The following is a 16,871-nucleotide window of genomic DNA, read 5'->3' on the forward strand; positions in this document are numbered from 1 at the left end:
CGTGACAGGTCAAGCGATTGACCCGTCACGACGGGGTCGAACCTTGGATATTGCGATGCAGAAAACGGAATACACGCGCCCGGTCACCATCGCCTATGTCGGCGGCGGTTCGCTCAACTGGGCGACGAAACTGATGGGTGACCTCGCCCAGGACGGCACGGTCCCGGCGACCGTCCGACTCTACGATCTCGATCATGCGTCAGCCCAGCGCAATGCCCGGATTGGTGCCCGCTATGCCGCACGCAACGCGACTGGCGCGCCGGTCACCTACACGGCGGAAAAGACGCTCGATGCCGCCCTGACCGGCGCCGACATCGTCATCATCTCGATCCTGCCGGGCTCCTTCGAGGATATGGCGAACGACATTGCGATCCCGGAGCGCTACGGCATCCGCCAATCGGTCGGCGACACCGTCGGACCAGGCGGCTTTGTCCGCGCCATGCGGGCCATCCCGATGATCGCCGAGATCGGCCGCGCGATCGCGCGCCACTGCCCGGAGGCCTATGTCTGCAACCTGACCAACCCGATGTCGGTGCTGACGGGTACGCTCTACGCCGTCTTCCCGGAGATCAGGGCATGGGGCTCCTGCCACGAGGTCATCAAGACCCGCAAGATCATGGCCTATCTGGCCAACCGCCAGGCCGGCGAAGTGCTTTACGGCTATCGCGATGCCAAAGTGAATGTGCTCGGCATCAACCACTTCACCTTTGTTGACCGCGCCACCGTCGCCGGCCTCGACATGATGCCGGCCTATCTCGCTTTCGCCCGCGCGCAGCATGCGACAGGCTGGCGGGAATCCCCGCTGGATCCCGCCAATGAACATGACCGCTATTTCACCGACAGCTTCCGGGTGAAGTTCGACCTCTCGCTCCGCTTCGGCATCGCCGCTGCCGCCGGCGACCGCCATCTCGTCGAGTTCCTGCCTCAGAGCTGGTATCTCGATGACCATGCTGCCTGGAAATTCGGCCTCACTCCAGTCGAATTCCGTATGCGCGAGCGCAAGGAAAAGGTCGACTATGCTGACGCCCTCGACCAGGGCGCCGAGCTTCCGCCGGCAAGGGCATCTGACGAAGCGATCGTCGAGCAGATCAAAGCGCTCCTGGGTGGCCCCGAACATGTGAGCAACGTCAATCTGCCGAACCATGGCCAGCTTGCCGGGTTCTCGACCGGCACGATCGTCGAGACGAACGCCCGCTTCAGTGCACTCGGCATCCAGCCTGTCGTCGCTGGGCGCCTGCCGCGGGCCGTCGAACTGATCACCCGCCCCCATGCAGACCGGCAGGACGCCCTTGTGGCCGCCATCCTTTCTGATGATGTCGACGCACTGCTTCCGCTCTTCGTATCGGATCCGCTGGTCGCCGCACTGCCGCAGGAAAAGGCGGCCCGCCTCTTCCGGGACATGGTCTCCGCGACCCGGCATCGCCTGCCGGAAACGCTGATACGTGCGGGAGATGCCGCATGAGCGGGGACAGCCGTTTTCTCGGGCTCCTGTATCTGGCGCCATATATCGTCGGACTTCTGGTCTTCACGGCACTGCCATTCGTCGTGTCTCTCTATCTGAGTTTCACCGACTACAATCTGATGAGTGCGCCGATCTTCACCGGCTTCGACAACTATATCAGGCTGTTCACCTCGGACAGGACTTTCATACGGTCACTGAGCGTCACCCTGCTCTATGTCTTTGTCACGGTGCCGCTGGAACTGTGCTTCGCCCTCTTCATCGCCGTCATCCTGAATTACAAGCTGAAGTTCATCAATCTCTACCGCACGGCCTTCTACGTCCCCTCGATCCTGGGCGGCTCCATCGCGATTGCCGTGTTGTGGCGCTACATGTTCGCCGATGTCGGCCTGGTCAACATGGGCCTCGCGATGATCGGCCTCGAACCGGTCAACTGGTTCGGCGACCCGACCAATGCGATGTTCACGATCACGCTGCTGCGTGTCTGGCAGTTCGGTTCGGCCATGGTGATCTTCCTCGCGGCACTCCAGAGCATCGACAAGAGCCTTTACGAGGCCGCTTCGATCGACGGAGCGGGCAAGTGGAAGAGCTTCGTGCACATCACCCTGCCGCTGATCACACCGGTGATTTTCTTCAACCTGATCATGCAGATGGTCCAGGCCTTCCAGGAGTTCAACGGTCCCTACATCATCACGCAGGGCGGCCCGCTGAAGGCCACCTATTTCCTGCCGATTTACATCTATGACGAGGCCTTCCTGCGCTTCGACATGGGCTATGCCTCGGCCATCGCCTGGGTGCTGTTCCTCATCATCATGGCCCTCACCCTCATCGCCTTCTGGTCTTCGCGCCACTGGGTCTACTACGCCGGCGACAAGCGGAGCTGATCATGACAGACCACGCCCTCACCCCTTTCGCCGCTGGCCTCGACGAGGTCGACAAGGCCCATCGTCGCGACCGTCGCCGACAGAAGATGACGATCGTGTTCCGCTATGCGCTTCTCACGCTCGTCGGGCTCATCATGCTCTATCCGCTGATCTGGCTGATCGGCGCGTCGTTCAAGACCAATTCCGAGATCTTCGCCAATCCGGGCTTCTGGCCGGAAAACCCGACAGCCGACGGCTATATCCGCGGCTGGCAGACCTCGACGCCCTACACCTTCGGAACCTTCTTCCTGAACACGCTGTGGATCGTGCTGCCGAAGATCATCGGCACCGCGATCTCCTGCACGGCGGTCGCCTACGGCTTCGCCCGCTTCGACTTCCCGTTCAAGAAGCTGCTTTTCGCCACCCTGATCGCGACACTGCTGCTGCCCAACGTCGTGACCCGAATCCCGCAATACCTGCTGTTCCGCGATCTCGGCTGGCTCGACACCTATCTTCCGCTCTGGGTCCCCTCGGCATTCGCCGGCGACGCCTTCTTCGTCTTCATGCTGGTGCAGTTCCTGCGCGCCATTCCGCGCGACATGGAAGAGGCCGCCCGTGTGGATGGCGCCAATACCTGGCAGGTCCTGATCTTCATTGTCGTGCCCCTCCTGATGCCGGCCCTGATCTCCGTCTGCCTGTTCCAGTTCATGTGGACGATGAACGACTTCCTCGGGCCGCTGATCTACCTCTCCTCGGTCGACAAGTTCCCCGTCTCGCTGGCGCTGAAGCTGTCGATCGACACGACGGAGGCCTTCGAATGGAACCGGGTGCTCGCCATGTCGGTGCTAACACTCCTGCCGGCCCTGACGGTCTTCTTCCTCGCCCAGAAATACTTCATCGACGGCATCTCCGCCGGCGGCATCAAGGGATAAAACAATGGCCCGGTTGCAACTCAAAAACCTCGAAAAAGACTATGGCTCCTTCCGCGCCGTGCATGGCATCAATCTCGACGTCGAGGACGGGGAGTTCATGGTCCTGGTCGGCCCCTCCGGCTGCGCCAAGTCGACAACGCTGCGCATGATCGCAGGCCTGGAAAGGATCACCGGCGGCGAGATCCGCATCGGCGGGGAGCTGGTCAACGACCGAGCCCCAGGGGATCGCGGCATCTCCATGGTTTTCCAGAATTACGCACTCTATCCGCACATGAAGGTGAAGAAGAACCTCTCCTTCTCGATGCGCCTCAAGCGCCGCCCGCAGGCCGAGATCGACGAGGCGACCGACAAAGTGGCAGGCACGCTGGAGATCGGCGCCCTGCTCGACCGGCTGCCAAAGCAACTCTCCGGTGGCCAGGCCCAGCGCGTCGCCGTTGGCCGCGCCTTGATCAAGAAGCCGCAGGTCTTCCTCTTCGACGAGCCGCTCTCCAACCTTGACGCCAAGCTGCGTGCCTCGATGCGCGTGCGCATCACCGACCTACACAAGCAGTTGAAGGCCGACGGCATGGCCGCGACCGTCATCTATGTCACCCACGACCAGACGGAAGCCATGACCATGGGCGACCGGATCTGCGTCATGAAGGACGGGCACATCATGCAGGTGGCCGATCCGGTTACACTCTATAACCGCCCGGCCAATGCCTTCGTGGCCGGCTTCATCGGTAGTCCGGAAATGAACCTGATTGCGGCAGAGCTCACCGGAAACGGGGAACTCGTCACTGCCGGCCAGACGCTCTCGATCATGGATGGCCTCGCCCACCGGCTGCATCGCGATGCCGCGCGTGACGTCACAATCGGCATACGCCCGCAGCATCTGAAGATCGCGCCGCCCGAAACGCCGGGCACACTGTCGGGGCGCATCAGCCATGTCGAGTTCATGGGTCACGAAGTCTATCTCTATGTGGATATCGGCGGCGAGCGTCTCATCGCCGTCGTGCCGTCCAGCCAGTACGACCGGTCCGCGATCCGCGACAACCGCGTCTGGCTGAGCCCGGACATCCGGTCCACGCACATCTTCAACCGCATGACGGGCGAGAACATCTCGCTCGCCGACTGAAGCCGTCATCGTTCTAACTTGGGAGGAGCCAGAATGAGAACCTTGATCATGACCGCCGCACTTCTTGCGGCCACCAGCCTGAGCACTGCCTATGCCGCTGACCTTCGCATGTCCTGGTGGGGCAGCGACGACCGCCATATCGCCACGCAGGAAGCCTTGAAGCTCTGCGGTGGCAAGTTCGGCCATACTGTTTCGCCTGAGTTTACCGGCTGGACCGGTCATCAGGAAAAGATCACCACGCAGCTTGCCGGCCGCACCGAAGCCGACATCATGCAGATCAACTGGCCCTGGCTGCCGATCTTCTCCAAGAACGGCGACGGCTTCGTCGATCTCAACGAGTTCAAGGACGTGATCGACCTCAGCCAGTGGTCGGAGACGGACCTGAAGGGTGGCAGCGTCGAAGGCAAGCTGAACGGCCTGCCCGTGTCGACCACCGGTCGCGTCTTCATGTTCAACAAGACCACCTATGACAAGGCGGGCCTCGCAATCCCGACCACCTGGGACGAACTGCTCGCCGCAGCCCCGGTGATGAAGGAAAAGCTTGGCCAGGATTACTATCCCTTTGAAGGCACAGCTCTCGACGCCCGCCTCGTCGTGATCCTGCGCACCACGCAGAAGACCGGCAAGGACCTGATCGATCCGGCGACCAACCAGGTTGCCTGGACCGTAGAAGAACTGGCCGATGGCCTGAAGTTCTACCAGACCATGGTCGACAATGGCGTCATCAAGTCCTGGAAGGACGTTGCCGCCGGCGGCAATGCGCCGCTGCACGAAAACCCGGCCTGGGCCAGCGGCAAGATCGCCGGCACCTATCAGTGGGACAGCACCTACGGCAAGATCGCCGGTCCGATGGAAAAGGGCCAGGAACTCGTGCCCGTCAAGCTGCTGCAGGTCGACGCCGCCAAGACCGAAGGCGTCTACCGCAAGCCTTCGATGCTGTTTGCCATCTCGAAGAACAGCAAGGAGCCGAAGGCGGCAGCCGAAATCGTCAACTGCCTGCTGAACGATCCGGAAGCGATCAAGATCCTCGGCGCCACCCGTGGGGTGCCCTCCAGCAAGATCGCCCTCGACGAACTGACCAAGGCCGGATCGATCAAGCCGGTGCAGGTCGCCGCCAACAAGATCGTGCTTGATGGTGCGGGGGTCGGCGTCTCGCCGCTCAACGAGCATCCGCGCGTGACGGATGTCTTCGACAGCACGTTCGAAGCCTTCGCCTATGGCCAGGCTTCGGCAGAAGACGCTGCCGCCGAGATCATCGACGGCATCAACAGCGCGCTGACTGGCATCTGAGGAGGACGATCTTGACCGACGGCCCCATCCAGCTGCTGCACCTGTCATCAAGGACGGCAACACTGACGATCGAGGCGGACGCGCATCTGTTCGCCCTCGACCGGGCGTTGCCCTGGGTGCTGCAGCTGGGGGACGGCACGAAGGTCAAGACGGGCAGTGTGACCTCGGTCGTGCTGTCTCTCGACGGTCTTGAACCGGACAACGAGTACCGCTTCTCGACCGCGATCGGTGGCATCACCTTTCGTACAGCCGACGAAACGGCCCTGGTCGATATCCGCGACCACGGGGCGCGACCAGACAGCAAGGACAACACCACGGCGATCCAGTCTGCGATCGCCGCGGTGCCGGCGGGTGGAACACTCCGGCTGCCCGCCGGCTCCTGGTCTTCAGGCCCGCTTTTCCTGAAGAGTGACATGACGCTGCTGATCGAAGACGGCGCAGTTCTGCAGGACATCGGCACCCGCGAGGGGCGCCGGATTCTATCCGCCCGCCATCCGGACGGACGCGTGCTCGGCACCTGGGAAGGGGTCGCGGAAGCCTGCTTCGAAAGCCTGCTCAATGCGATCGATTGCGACAACCTGACGATCTGCGGCAAGGGTATCGTTGATGGCGGCGGCGACCGGGGCGATTGGTGGACCTGGCCAAAAGAAACCCGCGATGGCGCGCGGCGTCCACGCACGATCTTCCTGTCCGGCTGCCGCGATCTGACCATGGCCGGCATCACGGTGCAGAATTCCCCCTCCTGGACCATCCATCCCGTGCTTTGCGAGGACGTTCTCGCCGCTGACCTGACGATCCGCAACCACCCTGATACCCCCAACACCGACGGGTTGAACCCCGAATCCAGCCAGAACATTCGCCTGATCGGCCTCGATATTTCGGTCGGCGACGACTGCGTGGCGATCAAGGCCGGCAAGCGCGATCCGCGCGGCGGCCCGGATCGACCGACCCGAAATGTCGAGATCCGCAACTGCCTGATGCAGCGCGGCCATGGCGCCGTGGTCATGGGCAGCGAAATGAGCCAGGGGATCAGCGACGTCACCATCAGTCGCTGCCATTTCATCGGCACGGACCGGGGCCTGCGCATCAAGACCCGGCGCGGCCGTGGCGGTAGTGTCTCCAATATCAGCGTCCATGACTGCCGCATGGAGGATGTCGCGACCCCGATCGCCGTCAACGCCTTCTACTTCTGCGATGCTGATGGACGCTCCGATTATGTCCAGTCCCGCGCCGCCATGCCCGTCTCAGCCACCACGCCGAAGATTGCGAGGATCGACATTCGCAATCTCGAGATTTCAGGCGCCGAAACGGCGGCAGCCGTCTTCTACGGACTGCCGGAATCCGCAATCGATTCCGTCTCGATCGATGGCATGAGCATTGCCTATAGCGCCGATGCAAAACCCGCCGTGCCCGAGATGGCGTGCCACCTGCCGGAACTGCGCCATGCCGGCATCATCGCTGAAAACACGACATTCAGTCGTCTCACGCGCCTCTCACCCACTTCCATTCACCCGGACCCATGAAGACCGATGCTGATCTCCTATTTCGACGACTACGCTCGCGACTACGAACCCTACAAGGCAGGCGCCTGGTGTTATGAGGACGGCTGCCTGTATCGCGGCCTGATCACGCTGCATGAGGCGACAGGGGATCCGCGCTGGCTCGACCATCTGACCCGTCTGGTCGACGCCCAGCTGGATGCCGACGGCGGTCTCGCCGACTACCGGATCACCGAATTCAACATCGACAACATTCAGCCGGGACATGCGCTGCTTTATCTCCACCGTCTGACCAGCCAGGCCCGCTATCTGGATGCAGCACGACAACTCGGTCTCCAGTTGACCCACCACCCCCGTATCGGCACTGGTCCCTATTGGCACAAGCTGCGCTATCCCCATCAGGTATGGCTCGATGGCCTCTACATGGCCATGCCGTTCAAGATCGCACTCGGACTGAAGCTCGATGATCAGGCTCTGGTAGAGGAAGCCATCAGACAGTTGACGACGGCCCTCGACCTGACCTTTGACAAGGCATCCGGCCTCTACCGCCATGGTTACGACGAGTCGCGCCTGCAGGACTGGGCCGATCCGGATACGGGTCTCTCGCCAGCCCATTGGGCACGATCGATCGGCTGGCTGGCCATGGCCTTCGTCGACGTGATCGAGCATCTGCCGGAGGGTGAAAGCCGCCGCGATCTGTCGAAACGCCTGGCCTCTCTGAACGACCGGCTTGCCGCCCTTGTCACAAGCGACCATCGCTGGCTGCAGGTGATCGATGCGCCTGATGTGAAGGGTAACTATCCCGAAAGTTCGGCCACCGCGATGTTCGCCTACGCGCTGCAGAAATCGGAGCGGCTGGGTATCGACCGCCACGGCGATCTCGGGCGGTCGGCGCTCAAGGCTCTGACCGATCTCGAACTCCGGCCCGTCGAGGGAAGACGACCGCAGTTGCAGAATGTCTGTTGCGTCGCAGGCCTTGGCCCCTTCCAGGGCATCTATCGCGATGGCAGCATTGCCTACTACCTCACCGAAGCCATCCGCCCCGACGACATAAAGGGCGTTGCTCCACTGATGATGGCCGAGGCCGAACGTCTACTGGCAGAGGGCACCGCCCTCAACCGACAAGACGAAACCCGGAGACTGCTGCAGCCGGTGAACGCGGTCTGATGCGCAGCGGATGGACCGCCGGCGGGGAGCCGACGGTCCAGCCCTAAAGCTCAGCCCGCGGCCTTCTGCTCAACGTCAGATACCGCACCCTGGCGAACATCCGTCCAGCCGAGATTGCCGGCATAACGCCAGGCCATCTGCCCCTGGTCGTCGAGTGCAAAGAGGCTGAGCCAGCCATTGTCGAACAGCGCCCGCACCTGCGCATGCCGTTTCAGGATGTCGGCAATAGCCTCCTTCGGAGCCTCGACGGCAACCGTCAACCTGAGCGGTTCATGGACGAAATCTTCGCCATCATGGACGGACTGCCAGGGAAGACCAGCACGCAGATTACCGCCATTGCCCTCGACGACCCCGATGCCGCCGACGACATTGTGCAACAGTTTGTTGCCGGCACCGAACAGAGACGGTGCAACCGACGAGCCGAAATACTGCAGGCTGATCCAGCTCGCGACGACGACGGGGGCCGTCAGGATGAGTTCGAGGATCTTGTAGCCCTCATCCTTCTTCCAGACATAGTCGTGCAGGAAGGCCTGGCCTTCCAGTGAGCGACCAGCCGTCCGTGAGCGCGGTGCCGCGATGAAAGCACGGCAGCCCGCAAGCCCGAGCTCGGGCCGCACCTCCGACCAGTCACGGCTGCGCTCGATGACGCTCTCTGCCGTCGCCCGAGGCAACCGCCGCGCCCGCTCTGCCCGCGTCAGGCTGCCGGCCTGGGCAAGCCACTGGCGGATGCGAACGATGTCTTGAGGCAGAATGTCGTTCTCCAGATCGTCTTCGAACAGCGTGACCGTATCGGTCGTCGTATCGTGCAGGGCACCGAGGAAGACGGTATCCGCCGGAACATTGATCCCGTTGGCGACAAGCTTCTCCCGCACCGCGCGATCATTCAAGAGATCGGCCAGCAGGCGCGCATTCACATCCCCCGCATAGCCACCGCAGGCGCCGCAGTGGAGCGCGCTGGCATAGGGATTGTTGACCACATTGGCGCCATGGCCAGAGACCAGGATGAAACGCCCGAAGCCTTCGGTCAGCGACATGGCCTTGAGTACCGTTTCCGCCACCACCGCCCGCGTGTCGAGATCGAGGCTCGGCACAAAGCGCGGCTTGGCCGCATCCGGCCCCTTGCCCTTGCCGAAGCCGAGACCATCGCGCATCAGCTTGCCGGCATAGACGGGGCCCATCGCCTCGACGAAGGCGAAAGAGGAAACGGCAGCAAGCTTGAAGCGACCCCAGGCGCGGGTGGCACGGGCGCTGAACCGCGCCTGCTGATCGGCATCCTCATCGTGATCCACAGAGCTGCAGCTGAAGACAGAGGGCTTCAGGAGAACCGGCAGACGATGTTCGGAAACATCAGAGGCAAAGCCCTTGTGGCTGGCGCCGAGACCGAAGAAGCCGGCGAAGCCAAGCGTCCGGATAGACGGATCAATGCTCTCGAGCGAGCGGCGGAAGACCTCCGAGCGCACGTCGATGCAGAAGGCCGCCTGCAGGACTGGCCGCAACTCGGCAACCTTGATCGGCGAGGGTGCAGCAAGCGTGGCAGTGAGCTTCCGCTGCGCTGCGCGTTCAGCAGCGACCTGCAGCAAGCCGTCGATGACGGTATCGAAGTCAGGGCTGACCGGCTCGACATGGCTCCGCCGCACCTGCTGCCACTCACTCTCGATGGCGGTCTTGTGCCGGGCGTAAAGGGCCTCTTCGAAGACCAGCCGGATCGCCAGCAGCTCGAGCGCCGTCGTGTCCGTGCGTCCCTCGACCTCGGCCTTGAACTGGATGTGGCGCGCGAATTGCGCCCAGCCGCCGACGGTCAACAGGAGCTGATGGAAATAGGTGCCGGGCTCCGCACCAAGGCCGAGGGAGACAGCCGCCCGTTCGATCGCCGCATAGGGTGTCTCCGGCGTTTCGTCGACATGGATGCTGAAGCCCTTCAGCCCCAAGATTTCCGGCGTCAAATCATGGGTCGCAAAGGCACGCCAGGCGGCGTAGAGCCCGTTCCGCCGGGAAGCGGCCCAAAGGGCCTGCCCCTGATCGAAGAAACCGGCTGCAAAGGTGCCGATGCGTTCGGAGACCAGCCCCGGCCAGTCCTTGCCCGTGGCCCGTGCGGCAAGCTCCGCGATGGTCGGGAGTGCGGCAGCCGGCTGCGGCTCCTCGCCAACGGCAGCCTTCAGCGCCGGAAGATCGATGCGGTTGAAGAGCGCGCTCGACTGGAGCGCTGCGATCAGGTCTTCATCTGTGATCTCTCCCTTGGCGATCTTGTCGGCATAATGCTTGCGCGGCAATGCCAGCCGGACGCCGCCGATCCGGGCGAGCCGGGTCGCAGTCTGATCGAGCGTCTCGGTGATCTGGCCGAGGAAGGGATTGACGGCGACGGTCGCTGTCAGCGGCCAGGCCGGCGGGATCGCCCGCACGGCCTGATCCGCCGCCAGCGCGAGTGCTTCACCATGCAGGGTGTCGATCGTGTTCATCTCGGTCATCGGTTCACTCCTTGATGGAAGCAGGCGTTGCGGAAGCGGAGCGGGAAAGGTTCCAGCCACCGAGCAGTCGATCGAAGAGGGCATTGACGTAGAGACCGTTGGCGAGATGGACCCTTAGGCCCGCCGCTGCCGGATGATAGGCCCAGAGCGGGAAGAGCGACTGGGCAACCGCGACCACGCCGAAGGTGACGACGGCGAGCAGCATCAGCGTCCATTCGAGCGGCCCGGGCTGTGGGGTTGCGGGTAGCGTGCCGAGCATAAGCTTGTCGGAGATGCGCTGCAGGGCGAAATAGGCCGTGGCCGCCGAGATCGAGTAGAGCGAGGTCCGCCAGGTCAGCGCCCGGGGAGCCGCATCCGCCAACCCTTGAGCGATCAAGTAAGCGACGCCGAAGATCAGGATCGCCCCAAGCGCGAGCGCCTGCGGCGGCTTGTCGGCAAAGCCGAAGAGCAGACCGATCACGGCATAGATCGTCAACGCCAGCAGGAAGGCGCGGCCAACGGCCTTGGCATTGGGGATCGCGACCGGACCGGGGCGCCGCGTCGAGGCGACCGTCTCGATGGCCGAACCGGAGGCGAGGAAGGCATGCGCCTTGTAGAGCGAATGGGCGACGATGTGCAGCAGCGCGATCGGGAAGAGCGCCAGACCACATTGCAGGATCATGAAGCCCATCTGCGCGACAGTGGACCAGGCGAGCGAGGTCTTCACCGCCGACTGGGTGAGCATCACGAGACTGCCGAACAGCGCCGTGAAGCCGCCGACCATGACCAGCACCGCAAGCACCACCGGCGCCTGCAGCATGACATCGGCAAAGCGGATCAGCAGGAAACCACCGGCATTGACGACGCCGGCATGCAGCAGAGCCGAAACCGGGGTCGGCGTTTCCATCACTTCGGTCAGCCAGCCATGGGTCGGGAACTGCGCAGACTTCAGAAGCGCAGCAAGGGCGAACAGGGCGGCGGATGCGATCGTCAGCGGCAGCCCCTCGCCCTCGCGGGCCGCAGCGAGAATGGTCGCGATGTCACCGGTGCCGAACGAGATGGCGAGCAGGATGACGGCACCGATCAGGGCGGCATCACCGATGCGCGAGACGATGAACTTCTTGCGCGCCGCGCGCTGGGCGACGATCCGCTCGGGATAGAAGAGGAGCAGCTGATGCAGCAGCAGGCTGGTGGCGACCCAGCCGACGACGAGCTGCAGCAGAGTGCCGGACTGGACAAGCAGCAGGACGGCGCCAAGTGTTGCCGTCATCCAGCCGGTGAACGGTCCCTGCCGCTCTTCCCCGTCGAGGAAGGTGCCAGCATAACGCAGCACCACCCAGCCGATAAAGGACACGAGCAGCAGCATGACAAGGCTGACAAGGTCAAGCCGCGAGGCGAGCGCGAAGTAACCATAGCCGATCGCCGGGCTGGTTCCCGGCCCCTGGAGCACCAGAACGACAGCGGAAAGGATGGCGACGAGGATGGAGCCGAGCGCGGCGAATTCGGCAACGCGGATCGCCTGACGCGGGCGAAGGCCGGGCGCCTGGAAGGCATAAAGCGAGGCACCGGCAAGCAGGAGCGGTGCGAGAAGCGGCAACATATGGATCACTTGATGTCTCCGGTCTGGGCCGCTGCTTGGGAGGAGGCCGCGGCGATCTCACGGACCTGTTATCAGTCACGTGATCACAAGAAAAATTCATTGTTTCTCTAAATTCGTTCTATAAAATAGAAGAATGTCCGAGCTGAACTATCATCACCTCCGCTATTTTCGCGCCGTCGCCCATGACGGGAACCTGACGCGCACGGCCGAGCGGCTGAACCTGTCGCAATCGGCACTCTCCATCCAGATCAAGCAGCTTGAGGAGCGGCTGGGCCACGCACTCTTCGAGCGCCGGGGTCGGCAGCTTTATCTCACCGAAGCGGGCCGGATCGCGCTCGACCATGCCGACACGATCTTTTCGGCCGGCGAGGAACTGGTCGAGACGCTGAAGGAAACCGGAAGAACCCGCCGCGCCATCCGTATCGGCGCGCTCGCCACGCTGTCTCGCAACTTCCAGATGGAGTTCCTGCGTCCGATCCTCGGGCGCACGGATGTCGACATGATCCTGCGCTCGGGCAGCACCAGCGAATTGCTCGGTGCGCTCGAAGCGCTGAACCTAGACATTGTCCTCCTGAACCAGGCGCCGATGGCCGATGCGGTCACGCCCTTCATCGCCCAGCACGTCTATCAGCAGCGCGTCAGCCTCATCGGCAGGCCGTCTTATGGCAAACCGGGCGCGACGCTCGCCGACCTGCTGGGTGAGCATCCCGTCATCCTTCCCACGCTCGAAAGCGGCGTGCGCTCGCAGTTCGAAGCACTCGTCGCGCGGATTGGCATAACGCCGCAGATCGCGGCTGAAGTCGACGACATGGCGATGATGCGTCTTCTGGCCCGAGAGGGCGCCGGTCTCGCCGTTCTGCCACCGATCGTCGTCAAGGGCGAGCTCGAGGCCGGCACACTTGTGGAGTTCGATGCGCTCCCCGGCATGATCGAATCCTTCTTTGCCGTCACCGTGAAGCGGCGTTTTCCGAACCCGCTCATACGCCCGCTGCTCGAAGCAAGCGAAGACGGCAAATCCACCACGGGCTGATCCGCGTAGCGCATAGGCGCGCCAAGCGCTTGAGAGAGGAACAGCGTGAAGACATCCATTGCCATCATCGGAGCAGGGATCGCCGGCATCACGATTGCGCGTGAACTCGCGCCCGTGGCCGACGTTACCGTCTTCGAGAAGCGCAGAGGGCTCGGCGGTCGCATGGCGAACCGACGCCGCGAAGGTTTTTCCTTCGATCACGGGGCTCAATACTTCACGACGCGTGGGCCGGCGTTCCGATCGGTCGCGGACGAGGCCGTGAAATCAGGCCATGCCGCGAACTGGCCCAACGGCGTTCACACACTGTCTTCGAACGGGCTGGCGCCGGACAACCGCCCACCGGAACCGCGATTTATCGGCGTGCCAGGCATGAATGGCCTCGCAAACGGGCTGGCCGAAGGGCTGACCATTCACAGGCAAGCGACCGTTGCATCCCTCGTCCGTGCCGCCAAAGGCTGGTCGCTCATCGACAGTGAGGGCGCTGATCTCGGTCGCTTCGACATGGTCATGTCCACCGCACCGGCACCGCAAACGATCCGCCTGATGCCGGAGGATTTCTCCGGACGAGAGGCACTCACAAACGTTCGCATGAGCGGTTGCTTCACCTTGATGCTCGGGTTTGCCGAGCCGCTGGACCTCGGCTTCGACGCTGCCCGGATCGAGGATGACATCCTGAGCTGGATCGCAACCGAGAAGAGCAAACCCGGCCGCACGGACAAATCCGCGCTCACCATCCACAGCCGCAACGACTGGGCAGAGTCCAACCTCGAACGCGACCGTGGCGAAGTACAGACCGCAATGCTCGCAGCCCTGCAGCGATTGATCGGCAAAGATTTCTCCAAAGCTCCCTGGATCGACCTGCATCGCTGGCGCTATGCCAATGTCGACAAAGCTGCGGGTCAACCCTTCCTCTTCGACACGGCGCTTGGCCTCGGCGCCTGTGGCGACTGGTGTCTCGGCAATCGTGTCGAGGCCGCCGTCGAAAGTGCAGCTGCCCTATCGACAATGCTGATGTCCCGCCTGCAAGGAGACTGAATAGATGTATCGCGCCCCTTCGCTGTCGAAACTGCTCACCTATGCGGGAGCCCTGCCCTTCTGGCTACTGGCACTGGCCATCCTCGCCGGCCATCTTCCGGCTCTGGCTGCCCAGGCCTTTATCGCTTACGGCACCGGAATTGCCTGCTTCATGGCCGGCACGGTCTGGAGCCAGGCGCAAGCCCGCACCCAGGACCCGAGGCCAATGCTTGTCCTGAGCAATGTCGCAGCACTCGTCAGCATTGGTGCTCTTCTACTCTATCCCCATGCGCCAGGTATCGCTCTGGCCTTGCACATTGCTGTTTACCTGATCCTTCTCGCCGCCGATCTGCGCCTTCATAGCAGCGGCAGCCAGCCGGCCTGGTACATGACGCTCAGACGCAACGTGACCCTGCTGGTAATCACCGCCTATGCCCTTGTTCTGATCCTGACATGAGATTTTTTTGTTCCGTCCTGTAAGATGGCTACGAAATCTTCGACTAAGCAGGTGCGAGCTGTGTGGCACGCGCGGTCTTGGCAAAGACGGACGATGTCCGGGGGATCATGATGAGGAATGCGGGTGAGCAGGAAACAACCGGCGGAAACGGTGCAGCAGCTCCGTTCCTCGCCGACGCGATGTACATGTCCGAACTGCGGGAGCGGATGCTGAAATTCGCCCGCCTTCAGCTTGCCGATCCCGGCCTTGCCGAAGATGCCGTACAGGAAGCCCTGGCGGGAGCGTTGCGCAATGCTAAGGCTTTCGCCGGCAGAGCAGCATTTCGCACCTGGGTTTTCGCCATTCTGCGCAACAAGATCGCCGACCAGATTCGTCACAAGCGCCGGCAGTCGCAATTGATCGCGATGCCACTCGGCAATTTTCCCGATGAAGACGAGCAACGTTACTTCGACGCCAGGGGGCATTGGGCGCCAGAAAACCGACCAAGCGACTGGGGCAACCCGGAAGTCGAACTCCTCGGCAAGGACTTCTGGCGGGTCTTCGAGGCCTGCCTCGACCATCTGCCCCCGGACCAGGGACGCGTCTTCATGATGCGCGAATTCGTCGAGATGGAGACGGCAGAAATCTGCTCCGAGATCGGCATCACCACCACCAACATGCATGTCCTGATGCACCGCGCCCGCCTTCGCCTGCGCACCTGCCTCGAAGGGCACTGGTTTGCACCGAAGGAGAGCCTGTCATGATGTGTGAAAACGCCACAAAGCTGGCCTCTGACGAACTGGACAGGCGCCTCTCGCTCGGCGAGAACGTCGGGCTGCGCCTGCATCTCCTGAAGTGTGGCGCCTGCTCGGGCTTTGTTCGCCAGATCGGAATGATGCGAAAGGTGACACGCCGCTACGTCGCGACCGATGCATCCGATCCGGGTGAGAGATGATCAGCGGTCCCCGAGATCCTCGATCGCCTGAAGGACTTCCGTTGCAAGCCGCGTGGCAGCCCCCGTGGCGATCGCCATCTGCGGCAGGATCATCCATTCGAGGGTCCAGGCGGCACCCGAGCGCTCCTGCTCATGCACCAGGGACTGATACAGGCCCGAGATCTGCACGGCATTGTACCGCGCCAAGGTGACAAGGACTTCCGCCTTCACCGGATTGCGCTTATGCGGCATGGCGGATGAGGCACCGCCGCCGCCAATGTCAGCCGTGCCATTGTCCGCCATAAGTGCGAGGTCCTGACCGATCTTGCCGAGGCTGCCGGTGATCTGGGAGAAGAGACCGCCGATTTCGGCGATCACCGCCCGCTGGCTGTGCCATTGCGGCCGATCGGACAGCTGAAGGAATTCGGCGAGACGGGCACGCACGGCGCCCCCCTTGTCGCCCAGCTTCTCAAGTGTGCCGGCAGCACCGCCGAATTGCAGCGGAAGACGGAGCCTGAGCATGTGCTGGACTGCGGCCTGATGGACGATGATCGGCGCCTTCCACGCCGCGACACGATCGGCAACCGTGATCGGGATCGCCGCCTGCATGCGCGTGCGCCCCATCAAAGGCTTGGCGCCGAAGCCTGCTTCGAGACCATCAAGGGCTGCCTGGACGGTCGCGAGCCGCTGATCAAAGATTGACAGTACGCTCGCAAGCCGCAGCATGAGGCCGGTATCGATGGCATCCTGGCTGGTCGCACCGACATGCAGATGTTTGCCGTGTTCGCCGAGGGTCGCCCGCCATTGGCGAACAAGATCCGGGATCACCACGCCGTCACGCCCGATCGACCGCCTGAGTGCGTCGACATCGGCGACGAACAGTTCCTGCAGAGCCGCAATAGCCTCAGCGGCTTCGCCAGGTATCAGGCCTTCCGCGGCTTCCGCCCCGGCAAGCCCCACCTCAAAGCGCTGCATGGCCGAAAGCTCGGCTGCCGCCGAGAAATGGGCGCCAATTTCCTCGTCACCCAGAAGGCCAGACAGGATCGGATGGTCGAAGACGGATGCGGTCATGCTGATCTCAAGGCC

The 16,871-nt window shown here is 63.0% G+C and carries 15 protein-coding genes; 12 read left to right on the top strand and 3 right to left on the bottom strand.

Translation table 11 applies throughout. The annotated features are described in order from the left end of the window. The first annotated feature begins 55 nt into the window (after nucleotides 1-55). From J2045_RS01660 to J2045_RS01690, 7 genes are read left to right on the top strand one after another with little or no spacing between them, the layout of a single operon-like run. Nucleotides 56-1,462 carry a family 4 glycosyl hydrolase gene (locus tag J2045_RS01660; RefSeq protein WP_307368565.1) on the top strand — a complete coding sequence of 469 codons (1,407 nt, stop codon included), beginning with the start codon at nucleotides 56-58 and terminating at the stop codon, nucleotides 1,460-1,462. Further along, complete coding sequence (locus J2045_RS01665; RefSeq protein ID WP_166598860.1) at nucleotides 1,459-2,343, top strand: carbohydrate ABC transporter permease; 885 nt, start codon at nucleotides 1,459-1,461, stop codon at nucleotides 2,341-2,343. Before J2045_RS01660 ends, J2045_RS01665 begins: the two co-directional genes overlap by 4 nt. 2 nt (nucleotides 2,344-2,345) lie before the next feature. Beyond that, a complete protein-coding gene (locus J2045_RS01670; RefSeq protein WP_307368570.1) occupies nucleotides 2,346-3,254 on the top strand; it encodes a carbohydrate ABC transporter permease in 909 nt (302 codons plus the stop codon). 4 nt (nucleotides 3,255-3,258) lie between these two features. Beyond that, a complete protein-coding gene (locus J2045_RS01675; RefSeq protein WP_307368573.1) occupies nucleotides 3,259-4,371 on the top strand; it encodes an ABC transporter ATP-binding protein in 1,113 nt (370 codons plus the stop codon). A gap of 33 nt (nucleotides 4,372-4,404) precedes the next feature. After that, nucleotides 4,405-5,661, top strand: coding sequence for an ABC transporter substrate-binding protein (locus J2045_RS01680; RefSeq protein ID WP_307368576.1), 1,257 nt, complete (start codon nucleotides 4,405-4,407; stop codon nucleotides 5,659-5,661). 11 nt (nucleotides 5,662-5,672) lie between these two features. Then, nucleotides 5,673-7,184: a polygalacturonase PglA gene (pglA, locus tag J2045_RS01685; protein WP_307368579.1), complete on the top strand. Its 1,512-nt coding sequence runs from the start codon at nucleotides 5,673-5,675 to the stop codon at nucleotides 7,182-7,184. Nucleotides 7,185-7,190: 6 nt separating this feature from the next. Further along, a complete protein-coding gene (locus J2045_RS01690; RefSeq protein ID WP_307368582.1) occupies nucleotides 7,191-8,327 on the top strand; it encodes a glycoside hydrolase family 88/105 protein in 1,137 nt (378 codons plus the stop codon). Between the two features lie 50 nt (nucleotides 8,328-8,377). Here the strand turns inward: J2045_RS01690 and J2045_RS01695 are convergent, their stop codons facing one another. Both J2045_RS01695 and J2045_RS01700 read right to left on the bottom strand, forming a co-directional pair. Beyond that, a complete protein-coding gene (locus tag J2045_RS01695; protein WP_307368586.1) occupies nucleotides 8,378-10,792 on the bottom strand; it encodes a YbcC family protein in 2,415 nt (804 codons plus the stop codon). 4 nt (nucleotides 10,793-10,796) lie between these two features. Then, a complete protein-coding gene (locus J2045_RS01700) occupies nucleotides 10,797-12,371 on the bottom strand; it encodes a proton-conducting transporter transmembrane domain-containing protein (protein ID WP_307369231.1) in 1,575 nt (524 codons plus the stop codon). 133 nt (nucleotides 12,372-12,504) lie between these two features. On the opposite strand from J2045_RS01700, the gene J2045_RS01705 reads away from it, so the two are divergent. From J2045_RS01705 to J2045_RS01725, 5 genes are all read left to right on the top strand, one after another. Further along, entirely contained in the window at nucleotides 12,505-13,401 is an 897-nt protein-coding gene (locus J2045_RS01705; protein WP_307368589.1) for a LysR family transcriptional regulator, read from the top strand. Between the two features lie 45 nt (nucleotides 13,402-13,446). Then, the gene (locus J2045_RS01710) at nucleotides 13,447-14,436 is read left to right on the top strand and encodes an NAD(P)/FAD-dependent oxidoreductase (protein ID WP_307368592.1); all 990 of its coding nucleotides are present in this window, start codon (nucleotides 13,447-13,449) and stop codon (nucleotides 14,434-14,436) included. A gap of 4 nt (nucleotides 14,437-14,440) precedes the next feature. Then, complete coding sequence (locus J2045_RS01715; protein WP_307368595.1) at nucleotides 14,441-14,872, top strand: DUF3429 domain-containing protein; 432 nt, start codon at nucleotides 14,441-14,443, stop codon at nucleotides 14,870-14,872. 107 nt (nucleotides 14,873-14,979) lie between these two features. Further along, nucleotides 14,980-15,615 (top strand): sigma-70 family RNA polymerase sigma factor, encoded by a 636-nt coding sequence (locus J2045_RS01720; RefSeq protein ID WP_307368598.1) that lies wholly within the window; start codon nucleotides 14,980-14,982, stop codon nucleotides 15,613-15,615. Then, nucleotides 15,612-15,806 carry a zf-HC2 domain-containing protein gene (locus tag J2045_RS01725; RefSeq protein ID WP_307368602.1) on the top strand — a complete coding sequence of 65 codons (195 nt, stop codon included), beginning with the start codon at nucleotides 15,612-15,614 and terminating at the stop codon, nucleotides 15,804-15,806. Before J2045_RS01720 ends, J2045_RS01725 begins: the two co-directional genes overlap by 4 nt. Here J2045_RS01725 and J2045_RS01730 read toward each other — a convergent pair whose 3' ends face one another. Then, complete coding sequence (locus tag J2045_RS01730) at nucleotides 15,807-16,856, bottom strand: 3-carboxy-cis,cis-muconate cycloisomerase (RefSeq protein WP_307368605.1); 1,050 nt, start codon at nucleotides 16,854-16,856, stop codon at nucleotides 15,807-15,809. It abuts the gene before it with no gap. Nucleotides 16,857-16,871: the final 15 nt, after the last annotated feature.

The sequence above is a fragment of the Peteryoungia aggregata LMG 23059 genome (assembly GCF_030814435.1).
Taxonomy (GTDB): Bacteria; Pseudomonadota; Alphaproteobacteria; order Rhizobiales; family Rhizobiaceae; genus Allorhizobium; species Allorhizobium aggregatum.